Origin of the sequence: Erwinia endophytica (genome assembly GCF_009295515.1) — a bacterium.
GTDB lineage: Bacteria > Pseudomonadota > Gammaproteobacteria > Enterobacterales > Enterobacteriaceae > Erwinia > Erwinia endophytica.
In genome coordinates this window covers 1-22,576 of sequence record NZ_RQVV01000007.1, presented here as the reverse complement: position 1 = coordinate 22,576, position 22,576 = coordinate 1, and the positions used below count along the sequence as shown (strand labels likewise).

Genomic DNA, 22,576 nt, shown 5'->3' with positions numbered 1-22,576 from the left:
AGCGAAACAGGCGCCAGCTTAATACAAGGCGCCTGTTTTTTTACAAAGAAGAGATTTTCTCTCCGTAAACGGCCTGACCGGTTACTTACTTGGTGAAGTCGATAACCATCCGGCCTTTGATTTTACCTTCCTGCATCTCAGTGAAAATTGCGTTGATGTCTTCAAGTGGTCGTCTGGTCACTTTGGGGACCACTTTTCCTTCTGCGGCAAACTGAAACGCCTCTGCCAGGTCTTCCCGGGTCCCGACCAGCGATCCAACCACCTGAATGCCATCCAGCACCAGACGAGGAATATTCAGGCTCATTGATTCAGGCGGTAAGCCAACAGCGACAATACGCCCACCCGCCCGCATCGCATCCACCGCGGAATTGAACGCGGCTTTCGCCACCGCAGTCACCACCGCCGCATGCGCGCCACCGGTTTTTTCCTGAATAACTTTAGCCGCGTCCTCTTTCATCGAGTTCACCACTAAATCGGCCCCCATTTCAGCAGCAAACTGCAATTGAGCCTCATTAACATCAATGGCGATGACTTTGGCATTGAACACATTTTTTGCGTACTGTAGCGCCAGATTCCCCAAGCCGCCCAGACCATAAATCGCTATCCACTTACCGGGCTGAATAGCAGAAACTTTTACCGCTTTATACGTCGTGACACCGGCGCAGGTTACGCTACTGGCCGCGGCGGAATCCAGACCATCCGGCACTTTTACCGCATAATCCGCCACCACAATGCACTCTTCAGCCATCCCCCCATCAACGGTGAAGCCCGCGTTTTGTACATCACGACATAGCGTCTCATTACCGGTGGTACAGTATTCACAATGTCCGCAACCTTTATAAAACCAGGCCACACTGGCCCGATCCCCCACCTTCAGCGAGGTGACGCCCGGCCCGACTTCCTTCACCACGCCGATCCCTTCGTGGCCAAGAATAACGCCCGTACGGTCACCAAAGTCACCATTTTTAACGTGTAAATCAGTGTGACACACGCCACAACAATCCATTTTCAGCAGCGCCTCACCATGCGCCAGCGCCCGTAGTTTTTTTTCCACTACATCAACGGAATGATCTTGATTAACCACAGCAGCTTTCATTGTCCTTTTCCTCTCTGAGTGTTAAATCCCCTTGTATATTGGAGGATTTCATCGGAAAAATTTGCGTTAAAACACACAATACATTGATGCCATGACACAACCAGGAAAAATCAGTATTGCCAAAATGTTAATTCAATAAAAATGAAACGCTATTTTATTAAATTAGTGAAGCTGCCCGGTATTTTCTTCCCCTGACCGCCATCAACCTTTCTCTATTGGCAAAATCGCAAAGGTTTTCTGATTAGCATAATTCTACTTTAGCCCCATCCCCCGACATTGGGCCGGGCGTGTAAGTAGGCTTATCAGGATGGACACTATGACAACACGTAAACCTGGAACGTTAAATTATCTCGCATATGGATCGGGAGACTTTCTTGGCGCTGGCACGATGGCGTTAACCTCTTCCTGGCTGCTCTATTTCTATACCACGTTTTGTGGTCTCAGTCCGATTGAAGCTACTTCTATTTTCGCGATGGCCCGTGTTGTGGATGGCATAGCCAGCCCACTGATGGGTTATCTGACCGATCACTTCGGCGTCACCTGGTTAGGCAAACGCTTTGGCCGCCGCAAATTCTTTATCCTCACGGGCATCCCGTTGGTGTTCACTTATAGCCTGATGTGGCTGGGAGATATGAATTATCTCTATTATCTCCTGACTTATCTGATATTCGAAGTGGTGTATACCTCGATCCTGGTACCTTACGAAACGCTGGTGCCGGAGATGACCGACGACTTTAAAGAGAAGACCAAATTCTCCGGTGCGCGTATCGCACTGGCCCAGCTTTCCGCCATTCTGGCAGCATTTTTACCCGGTATCCTGCTCAATTATTTTGGCAAAGATAACCCGCTCTCTTTCTTCTATTCCAGCCTGGTATTCTCGCTGCTGTGCTCGCTGGTACTGGTCATGGTCTATCTGTTTACCTGGGAACGACCCGCGGAGAAAAAGTCTGCCGCCGCGCTGGCTGATGAGCAACAAAAAATGACCCTGGGTCAGAGTCTGAACCGTCTGAAAATCGATCTGCTCTCCACATTACGTATCCGTATCTTCCGCCAGCATCTGGGCATGTATCTCGGCGGCTATATCGCTCAGGACGTGTTTAACGCGGTTTTCACCTATTACGTGGTGTTTGTTCTGATGCAGAGCGCCACCGTCGCCTCTACTCTGATGGGCACCATGGCGATTCTGCAGTTCGTGGCCGTCATCGGCATGATCCCGCTGTGTATCCGCTTTGGGCCGGCGCCCTCTTACCGCATGGTGGCCGTGCTTTTTGGCCTTAGCACCCTGTCCTACGGCGTACTCTATTACACGGGAATGAGCGATGTGTTCTCCCTGTTGCTGTTAGTTTCCGCCATCGCAGGCCTTGGCCGTGGTGGGATCAACTATGTTCCATGGAATATCTATACCTACATTTCAGATGTTGACGAAGTGATTACCGGACAGCGGCGCGAAGGGATTTTTGCCGGGATAATGACCCTGACCCGCAAAGCATCTCAGGCTGGCGCGGTAATGCTGGTGGGGATTCTGATGCAATTCTCTGGTTTTGTCGCAGGCAGTAACGAGCAGCCGCCAGTGGTCATTCACACCATCCTCGGCATTCTTTGCGGTGGTACCGTTCTGGTACTGATAGTGGGCTTCGCCATCTCTCTGAGTTTCAAGCTGAATCTCAAAACACACCAGATCCTGCGCGAAGAAACAGAAAAAATGCGTGCTGCGGGCGATATCGTTCCTGACAGCATCACACCACAAGCACGGGCTACGGTAGAGATGCTGGCTGGTATGCCTTACGAATCGCTGTGGGGAAACAACAATATTGGGTATCTCAACCGTCACAAGCCAGCGGCAAAGTCGCTGTCTGCCAGGGCGGATGAGACAACTGTAGATAATGCCAGCGACAATTTACCCCGTCCTGGCCAACTTTAGTCGTTTCCAGAGGATAGTGCATTATGGTGGTATATCCGGTAAAACACAGCCCGCTGCTGCGGCAGCCTGCGCGGTTTATCGAAAGAAAGGAACTTCATCAGTTAATCAACAAACTGGTCGATAATCTGGTCAACATTACCGACGAAACCGGTGAGTTTTTATTGCGTCTTGATGATGGCCGGGTTATCGATACTAAAGGTTGGGCTGGTTGGGAATGGACGCACGGCGTCGGTCTGTATGGTATCTATCAGTATTACCAGCACACGGGCGATGACCGCCTGAAGCAAATTATTGACGACTGGTTCACCGATAGATTTGCCGAAGGTTCAACCACCCGTAACGTCAATACCGTTTGCCCGTTCCTGACGTTAGCGTATCGTTATGAAGAAACACGAGATCCGCGCTGGTTACCTTACCTGGAAAGCTGGGCGGACTGGATAATGCACACCATGCCGCGGACTGAGCTGGGGGGATTGCAGCACATTACCCTGGCGGAAGAGAACCATCAGCAACTCTGGGATGACACGCTGATGATGACCGTACTGCCGCTGGCCAAGATTGGTAAATTGCTGAATCATCCGGAATATATCGAAGAAGCTAAATACCAGTTCATGCTGCATACCCAGCATCTGATGGATAAAGAAAGCGGTCTGTGGTTCCACGGCTGGACTTTCGACGGTCACCATAACTTTGCCAAGGCCCGCTGGGCGCGCGGTAACAGCTGGCTGACAATTGTTATCCCAGAATTTCTCGACCTGCTCAATCTGCCGGAAAACGATGCAACACGCCGTTTTCTGCAGCAGGTGCTGGATTGCCAACTGGCAGCGCTGGAAAAATGTCAGGATGAAAGCGGCCTGTGGCACACATTGCTTGATGATCCGAACTCATATCTTGAAGCCTCAGCAACCGCAGGTTTCGCCTTCGGCATGCTGAAAGCCGCCCGTCGTCACTATGCCGATTCTCGCTATATCGCGGTGGCGGAAAAAGCGCTGAAGGGGATCATCGCCCGGATTAATCCGGACGGCGAACTGACCCAGGTCTCCTTCGGTACCGGGATGGGGAAAGACCTTGATTTCTACCGCCAGATACCACTCACCTCCATGCCTTATGGTCAGGCCATGGCGATACTGTGTTTGGTGGAATACCTGCACGTCTATTTATAACTAAGGGTACGGCATGATCCTGAACGATTTTTCCCTACACGGGAAGGTGGCTATCGTCACCGGATGTAATACCGGCTTAGGGAAAAGCATGGCATCAGGTCTGGCGCGGGCGGGCTGTGACATTGTGGCTATCAACCGCAGCGACCCGCTGGAAACGGCCGCTGAAGTGAAAGCCCAGGGACGTCGTTTCCTCAGCCTGAAGGCCGACCTGGCCAGGCAGGATCGGCTGCCATCATTGTTGGAACGTGCAGTCCTGGAAATGGGGCGCATTGATATTCTGGTCAATAACGCGGGCATTATTCGCCGTGACGACGCGGTGAATTTCAGCGAACAGGATTGGGACGCGGTGATGGACGTCAATATCAAGACGCTGTTTTTTTTATCACAACAGGTGGCTCGTCAGTTTATTGCCCAGGGGAGCGGAGGCAAAATTATCAATATTGCCTCAATGCTCTCTTTTCAGGGCGGCATCCGAGTGCCGTCCTATACGGCATCCAAAAGCGCGGTGATGGGACTGACCCGTGCCCTGGCTAATGAATGGGCGAAACATGGCATCAACGTTAATGCGCTGGCGCCGGGTTACATCGCCACCAATAACACCGAGCAATTGCGCAAGGATGAGGTGCGCAGCGAGGAAATTCTGTCCCGCATCCCAGCCGGACGCTGGGGACGCCCTGAGGATCTGATGGGACCCGTAGTGTTCCTGGCGTCAAAAGCCTCCGACTATATTAACGGCTATACCCTTGCGGTGGACGGCGGCTGGTTGGCGCGCTGATCCTCGCGGTACCTTTTAACACACTCAATGCTTACAGCAGGAGAGAACATGAATATTGCACTGATGATGGAAAACAGCCAGGCGGGGAAAAATGCGCTGGTATTGCAACAGCTTCAGGCCGTTGCCGCCGATAACCGCGATACGGTGTTTAATGTGGGCATGAGTGACGAACAGGATCACCATCTGACCTATATCCATTTGGGGATTATGGCCAGCATTCTGCTCAACGCGAAAGCGGTGGACTTTGTGGTAACCGGTTGTGGTACCGGACAGGGCGCGTTGATGTCGCTGAATATCCACCCGGGCGTGGTCTGCGGTTACTGTATCGATCCAGCGGATGCCTTCCTGTTTGCGCAGATCAATAATGGCAACGCGCTGTCTTTGCCTTTTGCGAAAGGATTTGGCTGGGGCGCGGAACTGAACGTACGCTACATCTTTGAGAAAGCGTTCACAGGGCGCAAAGGAGAAGGCTACCCACCTGAACGTAAAGAACCGCAGGTACGCAATGCGGGTTTGTTGAATCAGGTTAAACGCGCCGTTATCAAAGACAACTATCTGGATACCTTACGCGCCATCGACCCTGAATTGGTAAAAACAGCGGTGGGCGGCAAACGCTTCCAGCAATGCCTGTTTGAACACGGCAAAGATGCGGAAATCATTGCCTGGGTCAAACAGCTTATTCAGCATTAATTATCCCGTCAGGCCGTGGTCAGATAAAGAAGACCATGGCCTGGCTTCCTTTATAGCGCCTGTCCACAAGCCCAGGCTGAACTCCAGGCCCACTGGAAATTGTACCCGCCAAGCCAGCCAGTGACGTCGACGACTTCGCCGATAAAGTACAGGCCGGGAACATCCTGCGCCTCCATCGTTTTAGAAGAAAGCCCGTGGGTATCCACCCCCCCCAGCGTCACTTCCGCCGTACGATAACCTTCAGTGCCATTCGGCTGCACACGCCAGTGGTGTAACAACGCCACCAATTCGCTCTGCTGGCGGCTGTTAAGCTGCTTTAGCGTACATTCCGGTACATGTCCCAGCAGTTGCAGACACTCCACCAGCCGACGCGGCAACACCTTTGCCAGGGTGTTTCTCAGGCTTTGGTTAGCATGGGCTTCTCGCTGTTCATTGATCAAAGCATTCAGATCACACTCGGGCGACAGGTTGATGGTGACAAATTCACCGGGTCGCCAGTAACTGGAAATCTGCAGAACCGCCGGGCCGGACAGACCGCGATGGGTAAATAACAGCGCTTCTTTGAACACCGTGCCATCCTCCGCAGTCATCACCGCAGGCACAGACACCCCGGACAGGGTTTGTAACTGCGCCAACAGCGGCCTGTGCAGCGTAAACGGCACCAGCCCGGCGCGAGTAGGGAAAACCTTCAGACCAAACTGTTGCGCAATTTTATAGCCAAATGGCGAAGCGCCCAGTCCCGGCATGGAAAGGCCGCCAGTCGCGATAACTAATTTTTCCGCCTGCACCGCGCTACCGTTCAGGTCGAGCGTGTAGCCTGCTGCATCACGTTTGACCGCCAGTACTTCACTCCGCAGCCGCAGCGTCACCTTTCCTGCCTCACACTCCTTCAGCAACAAATCGACAATCTGCTGCGCGGAGTCGTCGCAAAACAGCTGGCCCAGCGCTTTCTCATGCCAGGGAATGCCATGGCGATTAACCAGATCAATAAAGTCCCACTGGGTGTAACGTGCGAGGGCGGATTTGCAGAAATGGGGATTATGCGAAAGATAGGCGGCAGGATCAGTATAAAGATTGGTGAAATTACAGCGGCCACCGCCGGACATCAAAATTTTTCGTCCCGCTTTTTTGCCATTATCAAGCAGCAAAACACGGCGGCCCCGCTGCCCTGCCTGAGCGGCACAGAACAAACCTGCCGCACCGGCGCCAATAATGACAACATCAAACTTTTCCACACTTCGCTCCGCGCCACAGCTCAAAGCGGTGATTGTAGTGACTCCCCCGCACGGACACCAGCACCACAAAAACATCAGCGCTGAAACATTTAGTAATGTAATGATCTTTAAGGTAAATAAGGACCTATATTCCTCTTTCTGACACATTAATGTCAAAAAAAGTCTATATTTCACTTTCCCCTGAGAGGGTTTCTCGCGGATAATGCGCCGCGTTCATGTCCTCCAAAATGGCGTAACGCTTATGCTACATCTGTTTACTGGTCTTGATTATCATACTGGCCTGTTACTCATCCTTGCCCTGCTCTTTGTTCTGTTCTATGAAGCCATCAATGGTTTCCACGACACGGCAAATGCGGTAGCGACCGTGATTTATACCCGCGCAATGCGATCGCAGTTAGCGGTAGCGATGGCAGGAATATTTAACTTTTTCGGTGTACTGCTGGGTGGACTAAGCGTTGCTTACGCTATCGTCCATTTATTACCCACCGATCTACTGCTCAATGTCGGATCGACCCACGGGCTGGCGATGGTCTTTTCGATGCTGCTGGCGGCGATCATCTGGAATCTTGGCACCTGGTATTTCGGTCTGCCCGCATCCAGTTCTCATACCCTCATTGGGGCTATCATTGGCATTGGCCTGACCAACGCGCTGCTGACCGGAACGTCAGTGGTGGACGCGCTGAATATCCCGAAAATGATCGGGGTCTTTTTATCGCTGATTATTTCACCCATCGTGGGCCTGACACTGGCTGGCGGCCTGGTGTTTCTCTTGCGTCGTTACTGGAGCGGCAGCAAAAAACGTCGCCGCATTCATATGACGCCTGCGGAACGTGAAAAGAAAGTCGGCAAGAAAAAACCCCCGTTCTGGACCCGTATCGCCCTGATCGTGTCGGCTATCGGTGTGAGCTACTCGCATGGCGCTAACGATGGCCAGAAAGGTATAGGCCTGATTATGTTGGTGCTGATTGGCGTCGCGCCAGCGGGATTCGTCGTGAACATGAATGCCTCCGGTTATGACATTACCCGTACTCGCGATGCCGTGAATCATATGGAACAGTATTTCCAGCAGCATGCTGATTCACTGCCCCATATCGTGCAGATGACACCGCCTGTCGCCCCGACATCGGGAGAAAATGCCGCCACGCCACAGGAGTTCCATTGCGATGTGAGCCGCGCGATGCAGGCTATTCAACATGCTCAGAGCCTGCTGAATAACCTGCAAAGCTACAACGCATTGAGTGTTGAACAGCGTAGCCAGTTGCGTCGGCTGATGATGTGCATCTCCGATACGGCCGACAAAGCAGCCAAACTGCCGGGAGCGTCCAGTGATGACCAGCGCTATCTCAATAAACTGAAAGGCGATTTGTTGAATACGATTGAATACGCGCCAGTGTGGATTATCGTGGCGGTTGCGTTAGCCCTGTCTCTGGGCACCATGGTTGGCTGGCGCCGTGTCGCCACCACCATCGGTGAAAAAATCGGTAAAAAAGGCATGACCTACGCACAGGGAATGTCCGCGCAGATGACCGCCGCAGTATCCATCGGCGTGGCCAGCTATACGGGAATGCCCGTGTCCACTACGCACGTACTGTCCTCTTCCGTCGCCGGCACGATGCTGGTAGACGGCGGGGGTGTACAGAGCCGCACCATCAAAAACATCCTGCTGGCCTGGGTGTTGACCCTGCCTGTTTCGATAGTGCTGTCTGGCGTGCTGTACTGGATGGCCCTCAGATTCATTTAACAATGCGTTGTAATGACAAAAGGGTGAGCATTAGCTTACCCTTTTTAGCTTTCTTGCCTCAGCGTCAATGCCAGATGAGCAGCGCCACCAGACTAACCAACACCAAACCACACAACGCGCTGGTCAGGATAAATTGACCGCGAACCCGCTCACAACGACGAATAAACTCTTCATCATGATGATCACGGTAGCGCTGTAACCAAATATAACGGACCAACCGCACCTGCTTGCCCGGCTGTCCACGTGAAGTAAAGAATCCTGCGCCATCAACGTACTGATACAGTAAGGGATCGCATCCTCGCAGTACCACCAATAACGCGCGTAAAGAGGAAAAGTAACGCGCCATATTTATCACACAAACTACACACAGAGCCCAAAACAGCGCAATAATGCTGATCATGATCCCCTCCAGACAACGCAAAGGCCACTAACGCAAGGCTTATCGTCCTCTTTAGTGTAGGAGATTTACTTAAAATTTTTCCAGCGTTGTTGGTCGCAACAGTCGGATGGAGTGAAAAATTCATTTTGATCCCGCTCGCAAAGGCAACGTATCGCCACCTCATTTGTTAACGAGTAAGGCTATACTGAGAGCGGCAAGAACAGCACTTGCGGTCTTTTCCGTTGAGTTCATGGCGAAAAGTCCTGCATAGCATCAGACATTACAACGGATTTCAATGTGTTATGATGCTGGAAAGACAACATTGTCTGGCGGATTCACAGCCACCACAAATGGAAGGAGTATCGTTATGTCTTACAAACACATTCTGATTGCAGTCGATCTTTCGCCGGAAAGTGAACTACTGGTCGCCAAAGCAGTTTCCATCGCGCGTCCTTACGATGCAAAAATTTCTCTGATCCATGTGGATGTGAATTATTCCGACCTCTATACCGGATTGATCGACGTTAATCTGGGTGACATGCAGAAACGTATTTCTGAAGAGACGCACTCGGCGCTGACCGAGCTATCCACCAACGCGGACTACCCGGTTTCTGAAACGCTGAGCGGCAGTGGCGATCTGGGCCAGGTACTGGTTGATGCCATCAAAAAATATGACGTGGATTTGGTGGTTTGTGGTCACCATCAGGACTTCTGGAGCAAGTTGATGTCCTCTGCCCGCCAACTGATCAACACCGTACATATCGATATGCTGATTGTGCCATTGCGCGATGAGGAAGACGAATAACGAAACGTCTCTGCGTGGGAAAAACCGCGCCCCGCCAGGCGACAGTGCCGATATCCAGCAACGCGGGAAAACGATTCCGCCCCTGTATTTATTGGGTCGCCAGTGGCGGGTAAATATCAAAACGATGGCTTCGGGTCACGACGGCGGACTGGGTTGCCATACCCGCCAATGGCGGTGCGTAATCCGGCCTTTTTACCACCACCCGTTTCTTCGCCAACTGACGTGCCGGCACCAGCAAGCCATCTGCATCATCATCGGCCCCCACCAACGACTGGAATACCCGCATCTCCTTCTTCACCAGCGCACTCTTCTGCTTATGGGGATACATCGGATCGAGATAAACCACATCAGGCTTTTCACGCATTTCATGTAACGCCGCCAGGCTTGAAGCATGCGTCAACGTCAGTCTTTCGCGCAACCAGTCGCCAATTTCCGCATTCTGATAGCCACGCTGCAAACCATCGTCAAGCAACGCCGCTACCACCGGGTGACGTTCCAGCATTTGCACCCGACAACCTAGCGAGGCAAGCACAAACGCATCCCGCCCAAGGCCTGCCGTTGCATCGACCACCACCGGCAGATAAGCGCCTTTGATACCGACGGCCTTAGCCACCGCCTCGCCCCGGCCGCCACCAAAACGGCGGCGGTGAGCCATTGCGCCTTCGACGAAATCCACAAAGATACCGCCCAACTTCGGTTCATCCCGCTTACGCAACTCCAGATGCGTCGCTGTCATCACTAACGCCATCTGCGCCAGATAATCATGCTGTAACTGCCAGCGTCCGGCCAAAACAGATAAGGCGCCGTCTCCGGCGCCTGATTCGTCAACCAAACAAATCTTCACTTACTGCTGTTCCTGTATTCCATAATGCTTCAACATGGCATCCAACTGCGGCTCACGACCACGGAAACGTTTGAACAACACCATGGGTTCTTCCGATCCACCGCGAGTCAGTATGTTATCCAGGAAAGACTGCCCCGTTTGGCGATTAAAAATGCCTTCTTCTTTGAAGCGGGAGTAAGCATCCGCCGCCAGAACATCGGCCCACAAATAGCTGTAGTAACCAGCCGCATAACCACCGGCAAAGATATGGCTGAAAGCATGAGGGAAGCGGCCCCATGATGGACTTGGCACCACCGACACCTGCTTTTTAATCTCTTGAAGCATCTCAAGGATCTGCGCACCTTTAGCCGGATCAAACTCGGCGTGTAGACGAAAATCAAACAGACCGAATTCCAACTGACGCAGAATGAACAACGCGGCCTGGTAGTTTTTTGCCGCCAACATCTTGTCCAGCAATTCCTGCGGCAACGGCTCACCCGTTTCATAATGGCCAGAGATAAACGCCAGCGCTTCCGGCTCCCAGCACCAGTTTTCCATAAACTGACTGGGCAACTCTACCGCATCCCACGGCACCCCACTGATACCTGATACGCCTGGGGTTTCAATGCGAGTCAGCATATGATGCAAACCATGACCGAATTCGTGGAACAAGGTGGTCACTTCATTGTGGGTGAACAGTGCTGGTTTACCCGCCAGTGGACGATTGAAGTTACAGGTCAGATAGGCAACCGGTTTTTGCAGAGAACCATCGGCTTTACGCATCTGGCCCACGCAATCATCCATCCACGCGCCACCGCGCTTGTGCTCACGGGCGTATAAATCCAGATAGAAACTGCCGCGCAGCTCGCCGCTTTCATCAAACAAGTCGAAGAAACGCACCTCGGAGTGATAGACATCGACATCTTTGCGTTCTTTCGCTGTAATGCCGTAAATGCGTTTCACCACTTCGAACAAGCCGTTAACCACCCGCTCTTCCGGAAAGTAAGGTCGCAGTTGCTCGTCGCTGATGGCATACAGGTGCTGCTTCTGTTTTTCGCCGTAGTAAGTCATATCCCACGGGTTCAGTTGATCAATACCGTGCTCTTGCTTCGCGAAAGCTCGCAACTGTTCCAGCTCTTTCTCCGCCTGGGGGCGGGCACGTTTCGCCAGATCAGTCAGGAAATCGATGACCTGAGCTGGGCTCTCAGCCATTTTGGTCGCCAGAGATTTATCCGCGTAAGATTTGAAACCCAGCAGTTGAGCCAGTTCGTGGCGCAACGCCAATTCTTCCGCCATAACATCGCTGTTATCCCACTGACCAGCGTTTGGTCCCTGATCGGACGCGCGGGTCGAATAGGCGCGATACATCTCTTCACGCAGCGCCTGATTGTCGCAATAGGTCATTACCGGGAGGTAACTTGGAATATCCAGCGTCAGCAACCATCCCTGTTGTCCTTTCGCTTCAGCCTGCGCTTTAGCGGCCGCCAGCGCGCTGTCCGGCATGCCGGACAGATCACTTTCATCGGTAATCAACTTGCTCCAGCCCATAGTCGCATCCAGCACGTTGTTGCTGTACTTTGAACCCAACTCAGACAGGCGAGCGGCAATCTCACCGTAACGATTCTGCTTCTCTTTCGACAGACCGATACCGGAAAGCTCAAAATCACGCAGCGAATCATCTACCGCTTTCTTCTGCGGGGCGCTCAGATCGTGGTAGCTATGCTCTTTCAGATTGCGATAAGCCTGATACAGGCCTTCATGCTGACCAACCCAGGTGCTGTACTCAGACAACAGCGGCAATGTCTGCTCATAGGCTTCTCGCAGTTCCGGACTGTTTTTTACCGAATTCAGATGGCTGACCGGGGAGAACAGACGTCCCAGACGGTCATCCACCTCAGCCAACGGCTGAACGAGATTTTCCCACGTATAAGGCGCGCTCTGGGCCACCGCTTTTTCCACCGCCGCGCGGCAATCGTCCAGTGCCTGGGTCACCGCTGGCACAACGTGTTCCGGCTTGATGGCGGAGAAAGGGGGAAGCGTAAAAGATGTGAGTAACGGATTGGTCATAGCGCAGTCCTTGTTCATGATATGTTTGAAACGCAATTTAGCACGCGATTAGGCTAACATGAGGCTAAGTGTAGCGAAAATCAATGGCAGGGCCGAATCGGTTGTACATGGCACTAATGTATTTGCCTATGAATCAAGCTGGTAGCATACTTTTATCACCGCCATACTGGCAGCTGGTCATAACACAGGGAGCGTCTTACTATGTGGTATCTGTTAGCCGCATCGTTATTCTTTTTACCTTTTTATTTGCGGGCTTCGTTAAGTCTGCTGGCAATTACGCTGGTGTTCGCGGTGGCGAACCACACGCTGCAACTACCGGGGATCATCGCGCTGACGCTGATGGGTGTCGTGGCGGTATACTGTCACCGTCAGCAAACTCAGTCTGTGCTTTCTCTGTCCGGGGAAATTATCCTGCTCGCCAGTGCGGGCGCGCTAATGCTGCATCTGATCCCAGGGTTCAACAATCAGCTGGTCGTTTCCGGCGTGAAGGCCGGACCAGAGAGCGCGCCCTTTTCCTTTTGGTACAACTTAGATAAAGCGTTGATCCCCTTCTTGCTGCTGGGCGGCTTGCCAACACTGCTGAAGCGCCCTGCCGTACCACCAACCAATAAGCTGTGGTGGCTGGTGCTTATCCTGGCAATGCCGATCTTATTGCTGATCGCTACGCTGGCAGGCGGATTGCGTGTGGAACTGCACCAGCCCGCCTGGCTTGGCTCGTTTATGCTCGCCAACCTGTTCTTCGTCTCACTGGCGGAAGAGGCGTTGTTCCGCGGCTATATTCAGCAGCGGTTAAGCCAACGGGTAGGTAACACCTGGGGGTTGTTGATTGCAGCGATACTGTTTGGATTGGTGCATTACGCTGGCGGGCCATTACTGGTGTTCTTTGCTGTCCTGGCCGGCATTATCTACGGTCTGGCCTGGCTGTGGAGTGGCCGGGTTTGGGTTTCCACGCTGGTGCATTTTGCCTTTAACCTGCTGCAGTTGCTGTTTTTTACCTACCCTGTTTGGCAACACCATTCAGGATAACCTGAACAATTTCCCTTGTGCGTGGTGATGATAACGTCGGCAATCTGTGCCGCTCTGGCGGCACAATATTGTGCCTTACGTCACCCGCCTGAACGTGTTGGCTAACGACGTCTGGCCCCCCCTGACCCAGATATTTTGGGATGCTGCTGCCCGTCTATCGACAGGCATAACGTCTACTTTCCGCTGTGAGTTCAACAGGTCGGTTTTCGTGTACTGCCAGAGAATATTGTCAGGTTAAGCCTGAGCTACGTTCGGCCAGCAGCAAGCACATTCCAGGGTCTCAACCCGTCAGTCTTCACCGCCGATAAAGTGGTTCAGGTAAAGCCGCAAAACCACTAAAAGCGGCGACTTTGTTCTCCTGTTTGCCGTCCATCCGGCCACCATCCCTGATATAATCCCCCGCTTCAAAAGGTTCTCATGCTTTTTCCTGCATCTGTTGCTGTGCGCCATTCTGTGGGGTAATCCGTGAGGTAATAATTGTAACTATTTGATTTAATGCAAATTAAAACCTTATAAATTCAACAGGATAAATAAAATGCTCAGCTATCGCCACAGTTTCCATGCCGGCAACCATGCCGACGTTCTCAAACATACCGTTCAGAGCCTGATCATCGATGCGCTTAACGAAAAAGATAAGCCTTACCTGTACCTCGACACCCATGCCGGGGCCGGGCGCTATCAATTGAGCGGTGAGCACGCCGGGCGCACTGGGGAATATCTGTCTGGAATTGCCCGTATCTGGCAGCAGGATGATTTACCCGCGGAGCTGGCCAGTTATATTTCCTGCATCAAAGCGCTGAACCCGAACGGCATGCTGCGTTATTATCCTGGCTCCCCCCTGATTGCGCGCCACCTGCTGCGTGCCGATGACAGTCTGAATCTGACCGAGTTGCACCCCAGCGACTATCCATTGCTGCGTAACGAATTCCAGAAAGATGCCCGCGCCCGCACCGAACGCGCGGATGGCTATCAGCAGTTGAAATCAAAGCTACCGCCGCCTTCCCGGCGCGGTCTGATCCTTATCGACCCACCGTATGAGATCAAAAGCGATTATCAGGCAGTGGTGAAAGGCATTCAGGAAGGTTATAAGCGCTTCAGTACCGGTATTTATGCGTTATGGTATCCGGTGGTGCTACGCCAGCAAATCAAACGTATGTTCTCAGACCTGGAAGCGACCGGTATTCGTCGTATATTGCAGATTGAACTGGCGGTACGTCCGGACAATGATCAACGCGGCATGACGGCTTCCGGCATGGTGGTGATCAACCCACCGTGGAAACTGGAGCAGCAGATGAATCATGTACTGCCGTGGCTGCACCAGCATCTGGTGCCCACCGGAACGGGCCACACTAAAGTGAGCTGGATTGTGCCGGAGTAATAACAAAAGGCGCGTTGCCCGAGCGCAGGATAAATTCGTTCCCTACTGGCTCACATGCACCCCATGTATCCCGCCACATGGGGTAAATCCCCGTATTCAGAAGCGAAATACGGCAAAGTCATGCGCCATCTCGGTGTCCGGGAAAATCGCCCGGCATTCCGCCACTAAACGCTCCGTATCTTCCCGCAAATAACGCGAGCTAAGATGCGTCACAATCAGCTTTTTCGCTCCCGCTTCTTTCGCTACTGTGGCAGCCTGGACGGTGGAAGAGTGTCCCCGTCCGTTGGCTTTCTCTTCCAGAGCCACTTCCAGCGTGGCTTCATGTACCATCACATCGACATTCGCCGCCAACTCAAGTGCGGCGGGTGTCGGGCTGGTATCGCCAAAAATCGCCAGTTTCAGCCCCGGTATTGACGGTCCGAGGTAGTGACGACCATCAACAATACGACCATCTTCCATGGTCACCGTTTTCCCCAGTTTCAACTGCTGGAATAAATGGCCCGGCTGGATACCGTCTGCCAGCAGGCGCCCGGCATCCAGTGGACCGGGTTTATCGTGTTCTTCAATCCGGTAGCCATAACATTCAACCGGATGCGTTAACGGATAAGCCGTTACACGAAAATGATCGTCATTCAGCACTTCTCCGGCGGTAAGCTCAATAATGTCTAACGGGAAGGTCAGCCACGACCCGCTGAGACTGAGCGCGGTTTCCACAAACGTTCTAATCCCCCGCGGACCATACACTGTGAGCGGATCTTTTATGCTGTTCATCGAGCGACTGGTCAGTAACCCCGGCAAGCCAAAAATATGGTCGCCATGCAGGTGAGTAATAAAAATTTTCTCAATTTTTGCCGTCTTTACCGGGCTGTGCAGCATCTGATGCTGAGTCCCCTCGCCGCAATCGAACAACCAGCAACCACTACGGGCGCCCTGTAAATTTAATGCTATGCTGGTCACATTACGCAGGCGACTGGGCATTCCCGCGCCAGTCCCTAAAAATAACAGTTCCATCCAACCTCTCTGCCCGTTAATAAGCGCGCTGTCACAGTAAATCCTGATTATTACCGATTTTAGCGCGCCGGCCCTATCACAATCATAGACGCAAACTTTGCGGCATTCGGCCGAGTGGCGTTACACTCTATGGCAGCTTACTTCACTCACTTATGGAACACTCTCGATGACCAGACATTATGACTACCTTGCCATCGGTGGCGGCAGCGGCGGTATCGCCTCTATTAACCGCGCGGCCATGTATGGGCAAAAATGCGCGCTGATCGAAGCAAAAGAGCTGGGCGGCACCTGCGTAAATGTCGGGTGTGTGCCCAAAAAAGTGATGTGGCATGCGGCACAAATCGCTGAAGCCATCCACCTGTACGGACCGGACTACGGCTTTAATACCACGGTGAACCGTTTCGACTGGGCCACACTGGTTAAAAATCGCAGCGCCTATATCGATCGTATCCATACCTCTTACAACAACGTACTGGGTAAAAACAACGTTGACGTGATCAAAGGTTATGCCCGTTTTGTTGATGCGCATACCGTGGAAGTGAACGGTGAGAAAATTACTGCGGACCATATCCTGATTGCCACCGGCGGTCGTCCAGTCCATCCGTCAGTGCCTGGCGCAGAATACGGTATTGATTCTGACGGTTTCTTCGCGTTGGATGCCCTGCCCAAACGTACTGCGGTTGTGGGGGCGGGTTATATTGCTGTCGAAATCGCCGGCGTAGTCAACGCATTAGGTTCAGAAACTCATCTGTTTGTGCGTAAACATGCCCCACTACGTACTTTCGATCCGCTGATTGTGAATACGCTGGTAGAAGTCATGAACACCGAAGGCCCGGTGTTGCATACCGAATCCATTCCAAAAGCGGTGATAAAAAACGCTGACGGCAGCCTGACGCTGCAGTTGGAGAATGGCAAAGAGCAAACAGTGGACTGTCTGGTGTGGGCGATTGGCCGTGAACCCGCGACCGATGGCCTGAATCTGGACGTTACTGGCGTTAAGCTGAACGAAAAAGGCTACATTATTGTCGATAAATACCAGAACACCAGTGTGCCTGGCGTCTATGCTGTCGGTGATAACACCGGCGCTGTTGAACTGACACCAGTGGCTGTTGCGGCAGGTCGTCGTCTGTCCGAACGTCTGTTTAACAACAAACCGCAAGAGCATCTGGACTACAGCAATGTGCCAACCGTGGTTTTCAGCCACCCGCCAATTGGCACCGTTGGCTTGAGCGAGCCGGAAGCCCGTAAGAAATATGGCGATGAGCAAGTGAAAGTATATCAATCGGCCTTTACCGCGATGTATACCGCCGTGACTCAGCACCGCCAGCCATGTCGCATGAAGCTGGTTTGTATCGGTAAAGAAGAGAAGATCGTGGGGATCCATGGCATCGGTTACGGCATGGACGAAATGTTACAGGGCTTCGCGGTGGCTCTGAAGATGGGCGCAACCAAGGAAGATTTCGACAACACCGTCGCTATCCACCCAACCGGCGCCGAAGAGTTTGTGACCATGCGTTAACGGTCTCCAAAACTGGCCCGATTGTTTTGGGCCATATTCAGGTAATAAAGAAGCTCATTCAGGGCTTCTTTTTATACCGCTCAAATGGTCGGATAAACACGCTTTTTAAACATCGCCGGCTCAGACCTCAACGGCGTGAGGCTGCCGGACCCGAACTATCCTGCCCGTGAACCAGCTGCCCCCCCCACGCGCTCATGCCGCCAGTACTCCTGCAACATAAAGCCGTATGAAGGAGATAAATTCCTTCCCCGTGAGCCCGTATCAATATAAAACCTTTCACTTTGTCCTATTATTCTTTACAGCGTGAGCAACAGTACGTCTGTCAGGTCATCGTTCCCTTGAGAATGTAGATTTAAATAAAAGGAATTAACTATCAAATCTGTAGGTTTATTCAGATATGACTTATCAGATAAGGCGTATATCGTAATAAAAAGTCAGAATATCAGAAAACGGAGCCTACCAACCCATGAGTACACCAGCCAATTCACACGATACCTTAGCCGCTGGCAAATGCCCTTTCCATCAGGGCAAACAGGATCAACATGCCGGAGGCGGTACCAACAACCGCGACTGGTGGCCTAATCAGTTACACGTTGACCTGCTTAACCAACACTCCAACCGTTCCAATCCACTGTCCGCCGATTTCAACTACCGCAAGGAATTCAGCAAATTAGATTACTATGCACTGAAAGGCGATCTCAAAGCATTGTTAACGGACTCTCAACCGTGGTGGCCCGCCGACTGGGGTAGCTATATCGGCCTCTTTATTCGCATGGCGTGGCATAGCGCAGGCACCTACCGCGCAACTGATGGCCGCGGAGGAGCCGGACGTGGCCAGCAACGTTTCGCACCGTTAAATTCCTGGCCCGATAACGTCAGCCTCGATAAGGCGCGTCGCCTACTGTGGCCAGTCAAACAAAAGTATGGACAGAAAATTTCCTGGGCCGACCTGTATATTCTGGCGGGTAATGTCGCGCTGGAGAACGCCAGTTTCCGGACATTTGGTTTTGGCGCCGGACGCGAGGATGTCTGGGAACCGGATCAGGATGTGGACTGGGGTAACGAAAAGACCTGGCTGGCACACCGTCATCCTGAGTCCCTGGCACAATCATCGTTAGGCGCCACCGAAATGGGCCTGATTTATGTTAATCCGGAGGGCCCCGATAACAGTGGCGATCCCGCATCGGCTGCACCGGCGATTCGGGCGACCTTCGGTAATATGGGCATGAACGATGAAGAAACGGTCGCTCTGATTGCAGGGGGGCATACTTTAGGCAAGACTCACGGCGCGGGCCCGGCCAGCCATGTCGGCGCCGACCCTGAATCTGCGCCGATTGAAGCCCAAGGGTTAGGATGGGCAAACAGCTACGGCAGTGGCTCAGGTGCGGATGCCATTACCTCCGGTCTGGAAGTCGCATGGACGCAAACACCCACCCAGTGGAGTCATTACTTCTTTGAGAACCTGTTTAAATTCGAGTGGGTACAGACACGCAGCCCTGCTGGCGCTATTCAGTTTGAAGCCGTCGACGCGCCGGAAATTATTCCCGATCCGTTCGACGCAACTAAAAAACGCAAGCCCACCATGCTGGTTACTGATCTGACACTGCGCTTCGATCCTGAATTTGAGAAAATTTCGCGCCGTTTCCTCAACGATCCACAGGCCTTTAACGAGGCATTCGCCCGCGCCTGGTACAAACTGACCCACAGAGATATGGGTCCATTAGCGCGTTATATTGGCCCGGAAGTACCGAAAGAGGCCATGATCTGGCAAGACCCACTGCCACTGCCACGCCACCATCCTGACACGGCAGATATTGACAATCTGAAGGCTGAGATCGCACAGTCGGGTCTGTCGGCCAGTGAACTGGTGTCTGTTGCCTGGGCTTCCGCCTCCACGTTTCGCGGTGGCGATAAGCGGGGTGGTGCGAATGGTGCCCGACTGGCGCTGGCACCGCAGCGCGAATGGCAGGTTAACGCCCACGTTTCACACACGCTTTCTATACTGGAAAACATTCAACAGGCATCCGACAAAGCGTCTTTGGCTGATGTCATCGTGTTGGCTGGCGTGGTCGGTATTGAGAAAGCGGCGCACGCAGCGGGGGTGAGTATTCATGTTCCGTTTATACCGGGGCGGGTGGATGCGCGTCAGGATCAGACCGATATCGCTTCCTTCGAGCGGCTTAATCCCATTGCTGATGGCTTTCGTAATTACCGCCGTGTACGCAATGGTGCCTCGACAGAAGAGCTGCTGATCGATAAAGCGCAGCAACTTACGTTAACAGTACCCGAGTTGACGGTATTAATCGGCGGCCTGCGAGTACTGAACATTAACTTCGACGGCAGTCAGTATGGTGTGCTCACTCAGCGCGCAGGCATACTCAGTAACGACTTTTTCGTCAATCTGCTGGATATGAGCAACGAGTGGAAGGCCACCGACAGTACTTCCGAGTTTTTTACCGGCCATGACCGTCTCAATGATGACGTGAAATTCACCGCAACACGGGCCGATCTAATCTTTGGCTCTAATGCTATTCTGCGTGCAGTGGCTGAGGTTTATGCCTGCGATGATGCTAAAGAGAAGTTCGTCATTGACTTCGTAGCTGCCTGGAACAAGGTGATGAACCTGGATCGTTTCGACCTGCAGTAAGCAATGATCAGGAAGGGCTGGCTCCCTTCCTGTTTTTTCGCAAACATACGCCAACAGTCCCGTCTGGCCTCAGAAAAACAGACTATCCTTCCTGTGCCAGACATGCTTTTGCTCACTGTGGTGTTATTTTTCCAGCGGACGCAACGAGATTTCGCCACCCACCCAGGATTTTACTTTACCATCCTGTTCCAGCAATAATCCGCCCTGCGGGTCGATTCCTCTGGCAATACCGGGGATTTCGCGGTCGCCTATCAGCAACTTTACCGGACGATTGATAAAGTTATCCAGCTTGCTCCAGCGGTCAATAAAAGGCGCCAGCCCTTCGCGTTCAAACAGTTCCAACGATTCGCGCATTTTATTCACCAGGCTGGCCGCAAGGGTGTTGCGATCGATTTTAACACCGGCTTCTTGCAAGTTTATCCATCCCTGATTCACGATACTGGTATCCGGTGAATTCATTGCCAGGTTGATGCCGATACCTATCACGATCTGTGCCGCATCCCCTGTTTTACCTGTTAATTCAACCAGAATGCCAGCAAGTTTGCGATCGTTCAGATAGAGATCGTTAGGCCATTTTACCCGTACATCACTGGCACCCAACGCCTGCAGAACTTCGGCGGTGACAACGCCAATCACCAGACTCAACCCCATAGCGGCAACGGGCCCTTGCTCCAGACGCCAGTACATCGAGAGATAAAGGTTGGAACCAAACGGTGAGAACCACTGTCTGCCACGTCGACCTCTCCCTGCCTGTTGATATTCCGCCACACAGGCATCACCTGACGCTAATTGATCCATTCTTTCCAGCAAATACTGGTTGGTGGAGTCAATCACCGGGATCACCGCAAGACGACCACGTTCCAACTGAGCATCAATCGTTTCTTCATTTAATAGCTGGACAGGCGCAGGCAAACTATAACCTTTACCGGTGACAGTAAAGACATCAATCCCCCAGTCTTTCAGGGTCTGAATATGCTTATTAATTGCGGCACGGCTCATGCCCAGTTGAGCGCCAAGTTGCTCGCCGGAATGAAACTCACCGTCAGCAAGAATACCGATCAACGTTAAAGGGACTGTATTTGCTTTCATCCGATGACTCCAACGGCATCCTTTTCGCCGCTGGCACCGATAAACCGTACCTCAGGCTCAAGCCAGACATTAAATTTTCTGCCAACACGCTGGCGCACTTCATGCGCTAACGCCACAATATCGCTGCTGGTTGCCTGCTCCTGATTGATTAAGACCAGTGCCTGCTGACGATGTACGGCAGCTCCTCCCACACTGAACCCTTTCAGATCGCAGCGATCAATAAGCCAGGCCGCGGCCAACTTGACCTTGTTATCTTCCTGAGGATAGAGCGGAATATCAGGATAATTTTTTGCCAGAGATCGTGCTCGTTCGGCGTCAACAAGCGGATTTTTGAAGAAGCTACCGGCGTTTCCAGTCACGTCGGGATTAGGCAATTTGCTACTACGCATATGGCAGACAGCATCAAAAATTTGCTGTGGCGTGACCGTTTCGGCATCTAATTGACTCAGATCACCATAGAGCGTTATTGGCACCCAGTGTTTTTTCAGTATCAGGCCAACGGCCACAATGGCATAGCCCGACTGATATTGATGCTTAAAGACGCTATCACGATAGCCAAACTGGCACTCTTCCGCCAACAGACGCCGCACCTCACCAGTAGCAAGGGCCAGCACATCGACATATTCACAAACGTTCTTCAATTCCACACCATAAGCACCGATGTTCTGAATTGGCGCGGAACCAACACAACCGGGGATCATCGCCAGATTCTCCAGCCCGAAGAACCCCTTTGTCAGCGTATACTGCACCAGTTCGTGCCAGTTTTCACCGGCTCCGATGTGCAAATGCCAGGCACTGCTGCTCTCCTCAACCTTAATATCTTTCAGTCGGTTAACGATCACTGTCCCCTGAAAATCCTCCAGGAACAGGATATTACTGCCTTCACCCAGCAAAAGAACCGGCTGTTGCTGCTGCTGACTGGTCTGCCATGCATCGATCAATTCGACCGCTGTTTCTGCCACGACAATATGCCGTGCATGAACATCAAGATTGAAGGTATTGAAAGGTTTTAAAGAACAAAACTGGTTGGACATTAGGCAGCCTTAACAAATTCAACTGCCGGTAGTTTACCCGATTGAGCGGATATGCAGGAGCATTTTTGACACCTACCGAGCCGGACTTATAACGCAAAAAACCCCGACCTTCCGGTCGGGGTTTCCGCTTGTTTGATGCCTGGCAGTTCCCTACTCTCGCATGGGGAGACCCCACAC

General features: G+C 52.4%; 18 protein-coding genes. 10 read left to right on the top strand and 8 right to left on the bottom strand.

All coding sequences use genetic code 11. The features are described from left to right. Positions 1-85 precede the first annotated feature (85 nt). Positions 86-1,096 (bottom strand): alcohol dehydrogenase AdhP, encoded by a 1,011-nt coding sequence (gene adhP, locus EH228_RS01880; protein ID WP_152320008.1) that lies wholly within the window; start codon positions 1,094-1,096, stop codon positions 86-88. A 316-nt stretch (positions 1,097-1,412) separates the two neighbouring features. On the opposite strand from adhP, the gene EH228_RS01875 reads away from it, so the two are divergent. The 4 genes from EH228_RS01875 to EH228_RS01860 are packed head-to-tail and all read left to right on the top strand — an operon-like array spanning position 1,413 to position 5,645. Then, positions 1,413-3,017 carry an MFS transporter gene (locus EH228_RS01875; protein WP_152320007.1) on the top strand — a complete coding sequence of 535 codons (1,605 nt, stop codon included), beginning with the start codon at positions 1,413-1,415 and terminating at the stop codon, positions 3,015-3,017. A gap of 23 nt (positions 3,018-3,040) precedes the next feature. After that, entirely contained in the window at positions 3,041-4,180 is a 1,140-nt protein-coding gene (gene bglB / locus EH228_RS01870) for a beta-galactosidase BglB (protein WP_152320006.1), read from the top strand. A gap of 13 nt (positions 4,181-4,193) precedes the next feature. Then, positions 4,194-4,955, top strand: a complete 762-nt coding sequence (gene kduD, locus EH228_RS01865) for a 2-dehydro-3-deoxy-D-gluconate 5-dehydrogenase KduD (RefSeq protein WP_152320005.1) — start codon at positions 4,194-4,196, stop codon at positions 4,953-4,955. Between the two features lie 48 nt (positions 4,956-5,003). After that, positions 5,004-5,645, top strand: a complete 642-nt coding sequence (locus tag EH228_RS01860) for an RpiB/LacA/LacB family sugar-phosphate isomerase (RefSeq protein WP_152320004.1) — start codon at positions 5,004-5,006, stop codon at positions 5,643-5,645. A gap of 50 nt (positions 5,646-5,695) precedes the next feature. Here EH228_RS01860 and EH228_RS01855 read toward each other — a convergent pair whose 3' ends face one another. Next, positions 5,696-6,880, bottom strand: a complete 1,185-nt coding sequence (locus tag EH228_RS01855) for a BaiN/RdsA family NAD(P)/FAD-dependent oxidoreductase (protein ID WP_152320003.1) — start codon at positions 6,878-6,880, stop codon at positions 5,696-5,698. Between the two features lie 241 nt (positions 6,881-7,121). Between EH228_RS01855 and pitA the strand changes: the two genes are divergently transcribed. Then, positions 7,122-8,621 carry an inorganic phosphate transporter PitA gene (gene pitA, locus EH228_RS01850; RefSeq protein WP_152320002.1) on the top strand — a complete coding sequence of 500 codons (1,500 nt, stop codon included), beginning with the start codon at positions 7,122-7,124 and terminating at the stop codon, positions 8,619-8,621. Positions 8,622-8,685: 64 nt separating this feature from the next. Here pitA and uspB read toward each other — a convergent pair whose 3' ends face one another. Then, on the bottom strand, positions 8,686-9,021 hold the full coding sequence (gene uspB, locus EH228_RS01845) for a universal stress protein UspB (RefSeq protein ID WP_152320001.1): 336 nt from the start codon (positions 9,019-9,021) through the stop codon (positions 8,686-8,688). 346 nt (positions 9,022-9,367) lie between these two features. Between uspB and uspA the strand changes: the two genes are divergently transcribed. After that, a complete protein-coding gene (gene uspA / locus EH228_RS01840; protein WP_152320000.1) occupies positions 9,368-9,805 on the top strand; it encodes a universal stress protein UspA in 438 nt (145 codons plus the stop codon). An 88-nt stretch (positions 9,806-9,893) separates the two neighbouring features. Here the strand turns inward: uspA and rsmJ are convergent, their stop codons facing one another. Continuing rightward, entirely contained in the window at positions 9,894-10,649 is a 756-nt protein-coding gene (rsmJ, locus tag EH228_RS01835) for a 16S rRNA (guanine(1516)-N(2))-methyltransferase RsmJ (RefSeq protein WP_152319999.1), read from the bottom strand. Beyond that, positions 10,650-12,695, bottom strand: a complete 2,046-nt coding sequence (prlC, locus tag EH228_RS01830; protein WP_152319998.1) for an oligopeptidase A — start codon at positions 12,693-12,695, stop codon at positions 10,650-10,652. It abuts the gene before it with no gap. 201 nt (positions 12,696-12,896) lie between these two features. On the opposite strand from prlC, the gene EH228_RS01825 reads away from it, so the two are divergent. Beyond that, the gene (locus EH228_RS01825; RefSeq protein ID WP_152319997.1) at positions 12,897-13,721 is read left to right on the top strand and encodes a CPBP family intramembrane glutamic endopeptidase; all 825 of its coding nucleotides are present in this window, start codon (positions 12,897-12,899) and stop codon (positions 13,719-13,721) included. A gap of 535 nt (positions 13,722-14,256) precedes the next feature. Further along, the gene (locus EH228_RS01820) at positions 14,257-15,099 is read left to right on the top strand and encodes a 23S rRNA (adenine(2030)-N(6))-methyltransferase RlmJ (protein ID WP_152319996.1); all 843 of its coding nucleotides are present in this window, start codon (positions 14,257-14,259) and stop codon (positions 15,097-15,099) included. 96 nt (positions 15,100-15,195) lie between these two features. On the opposite strand, the gene rnz is transcribed toward EH228_RS01820, so the two are convergent. Then, on the bottom strand, positions 15,196-16,110 hold the full coding sequence (rnz, locus tag EH228_RS01815) for a ribonuclease Z (RefSeq protein ID WP_152319995.1): 915 nt from the start codon (positions 16,108-16,110) through the stop codon (positions 15,196-15,198). A gap of 166 nt (positions 16,111-16,276) precedes the next feature. Between rnz and gorA the strand changes: the two genes are divergently transcribed. Next, entirely contained in the window at positions 16,277-17,629 is a 1,353-nt protein-coding gene (gorA, locus tag EH228_RS01810) for a glutathione-disulfide reductase (RefSeq protein WP_152319994.1), read from the top strand. Between the two features lie 466 nt (positions 17,630-18,095). Then, positions 18,096-20,276 carry a catalase/peroxidase HPI gene (gene katG, locus EH228_RS01805; RefSeq protein WP_152319993.1) on the top strand — a complete coding sequence of 727 codons (2,181 nt, stop codon included), beginning with the start codon at positions 18,096-18,098 and terminating at the stop codon, positions 20,274-20,276. 123 nt (positions 20,277-20,399) lie between these two features. Here katG and birA read toward each other — a convergent pair whose 3' ends face one another. After that, positions 20,400-21,365 (bottom strand): bifunctional biotin--[acetyl-CoA-carboxylase] ligase/biotin operon repressor BirA, encoded by a 966-nt coding sequence (gene birA, locus EH228_RS01800; protein WP_152319992.1) that lies wholly within the window; start codon positions 21,363-21,365, stop codon positions 20,400-20,402. Then, positions 21,362-22,399: a UDP-N-acetylmuramate dehydrogenase gene (murB, locus tag EH228_RS01795; protein WP_152319991.1), complete on the bottom strand. Its 1,038-nt coding sequence runs from the start codon at positions 22,397-22,399 to the stop codon at positions 21,362-21,364. Before murB ends, birA begins: the two co-directional genes overlap by 4 nt. Between the last annotated feature and the right edge of the window lie 177 nt (positions 22,400-22,576).

Coding starts and splice junctions, on each gene's coding strand:
- EH228_RS01860 (WP_152320004.1), top strand. CDS start 5,004: ATGAATATTGCACTGATGATGGAAAACAGCCAGGCGGGGAAAAATGCG.
- EH228_RS01820 (WP_152319996.1), top strand. CDS start 14,257: ATGCTCAGCTATCGCCACAGTTTCCATGCCGGCAACCATGCCGACGTT.
- murB (WP_152319991.1), bottom strand. CDS start 22,399: ATGTCCAACCAGTTTTGTTCTTTAAAACCTTTCAATACCTTCAATCTT.
- pitA (WP_152320002.1), top strand. CDS start 7,122: ATGCTACATCTGTTTACTGGTCTTGATTATCATACTGGCCTGTTACTC.
- EH228_RS01875 (WP_152320007.1), top strand. CDS start 1,413: ATGACAACACGTAAACCTGGAACGTTAAATTATCTCGCATATGGATCG.
- rnz (WP_152319995.1), bottom strand. CDS start 16,110: ATGGAACTGTTATTTTTAGGGACTGGCGCGGGAATGCCCAGTCGCCTG.
- uspA (WP_152320000.1), top strand. CDS start 9,368: ATGTCTTACAAACACATTCTGATTGCAGTCGATCTTTCGCCGGAAAGT.
- prlC (WP_152319998.1), bottom strand. CDS start 12,695: ATGACCAATCCGTTACTCACATCTTTTACGCTTCCCCCTTTCTCCGCC.
- birA (WP_152319992.1), bottom strand. CDS start 21,365: ATGAAAGCAAATACAGTCCCTTTAACGTTGATCGGTATTCTTGCTGAC.
- katG (WP_152319993.1), top strand. CDS start 18,096: ATGAGTACACCAGCCAATTCACACGATACCTTAGCCGCTGGCAAATGC.
- adhP (WP_152320008.1), bottom strand. CDS start 1,096: ATGAAAGCTGCTGTGGTTAATCAAGATCATTCCGTTGATGTAGTGGAA.
- kduD (WP_152320005.1), top strand. CDS start 4,194: ATGATCCTGAACGATTTTTCCCTACACGGGAAGGTGGCTATCGTCACC.
- EH228_RS01825 (WP_152319997.1), top strand. CDS start 12,897: ATGTGGTATCTGTTAGCCGCATCGTTATTCTTTTTACCTTTTTATTTG.
- uspB (WP_152320001.1), bottom strand. CDS start 9,021: ATGATCAGCATTATTGCGCTGTTTTGGGCTCTGTGTGTAGTTTGTGTG.
- gorA (WP_152319994.1), top strand. CDS start 16,277: ATGACCAGACATTATGACTACCTTGCCATCGGTGGCGGCAGCGGCGGT.
- bglB (WP_152320006.1), top strand. CDS start 3,041: ATGGTGGTATATCCGGTAAAACACAGCCCGCTGCTGCGGCAGCCTGCG.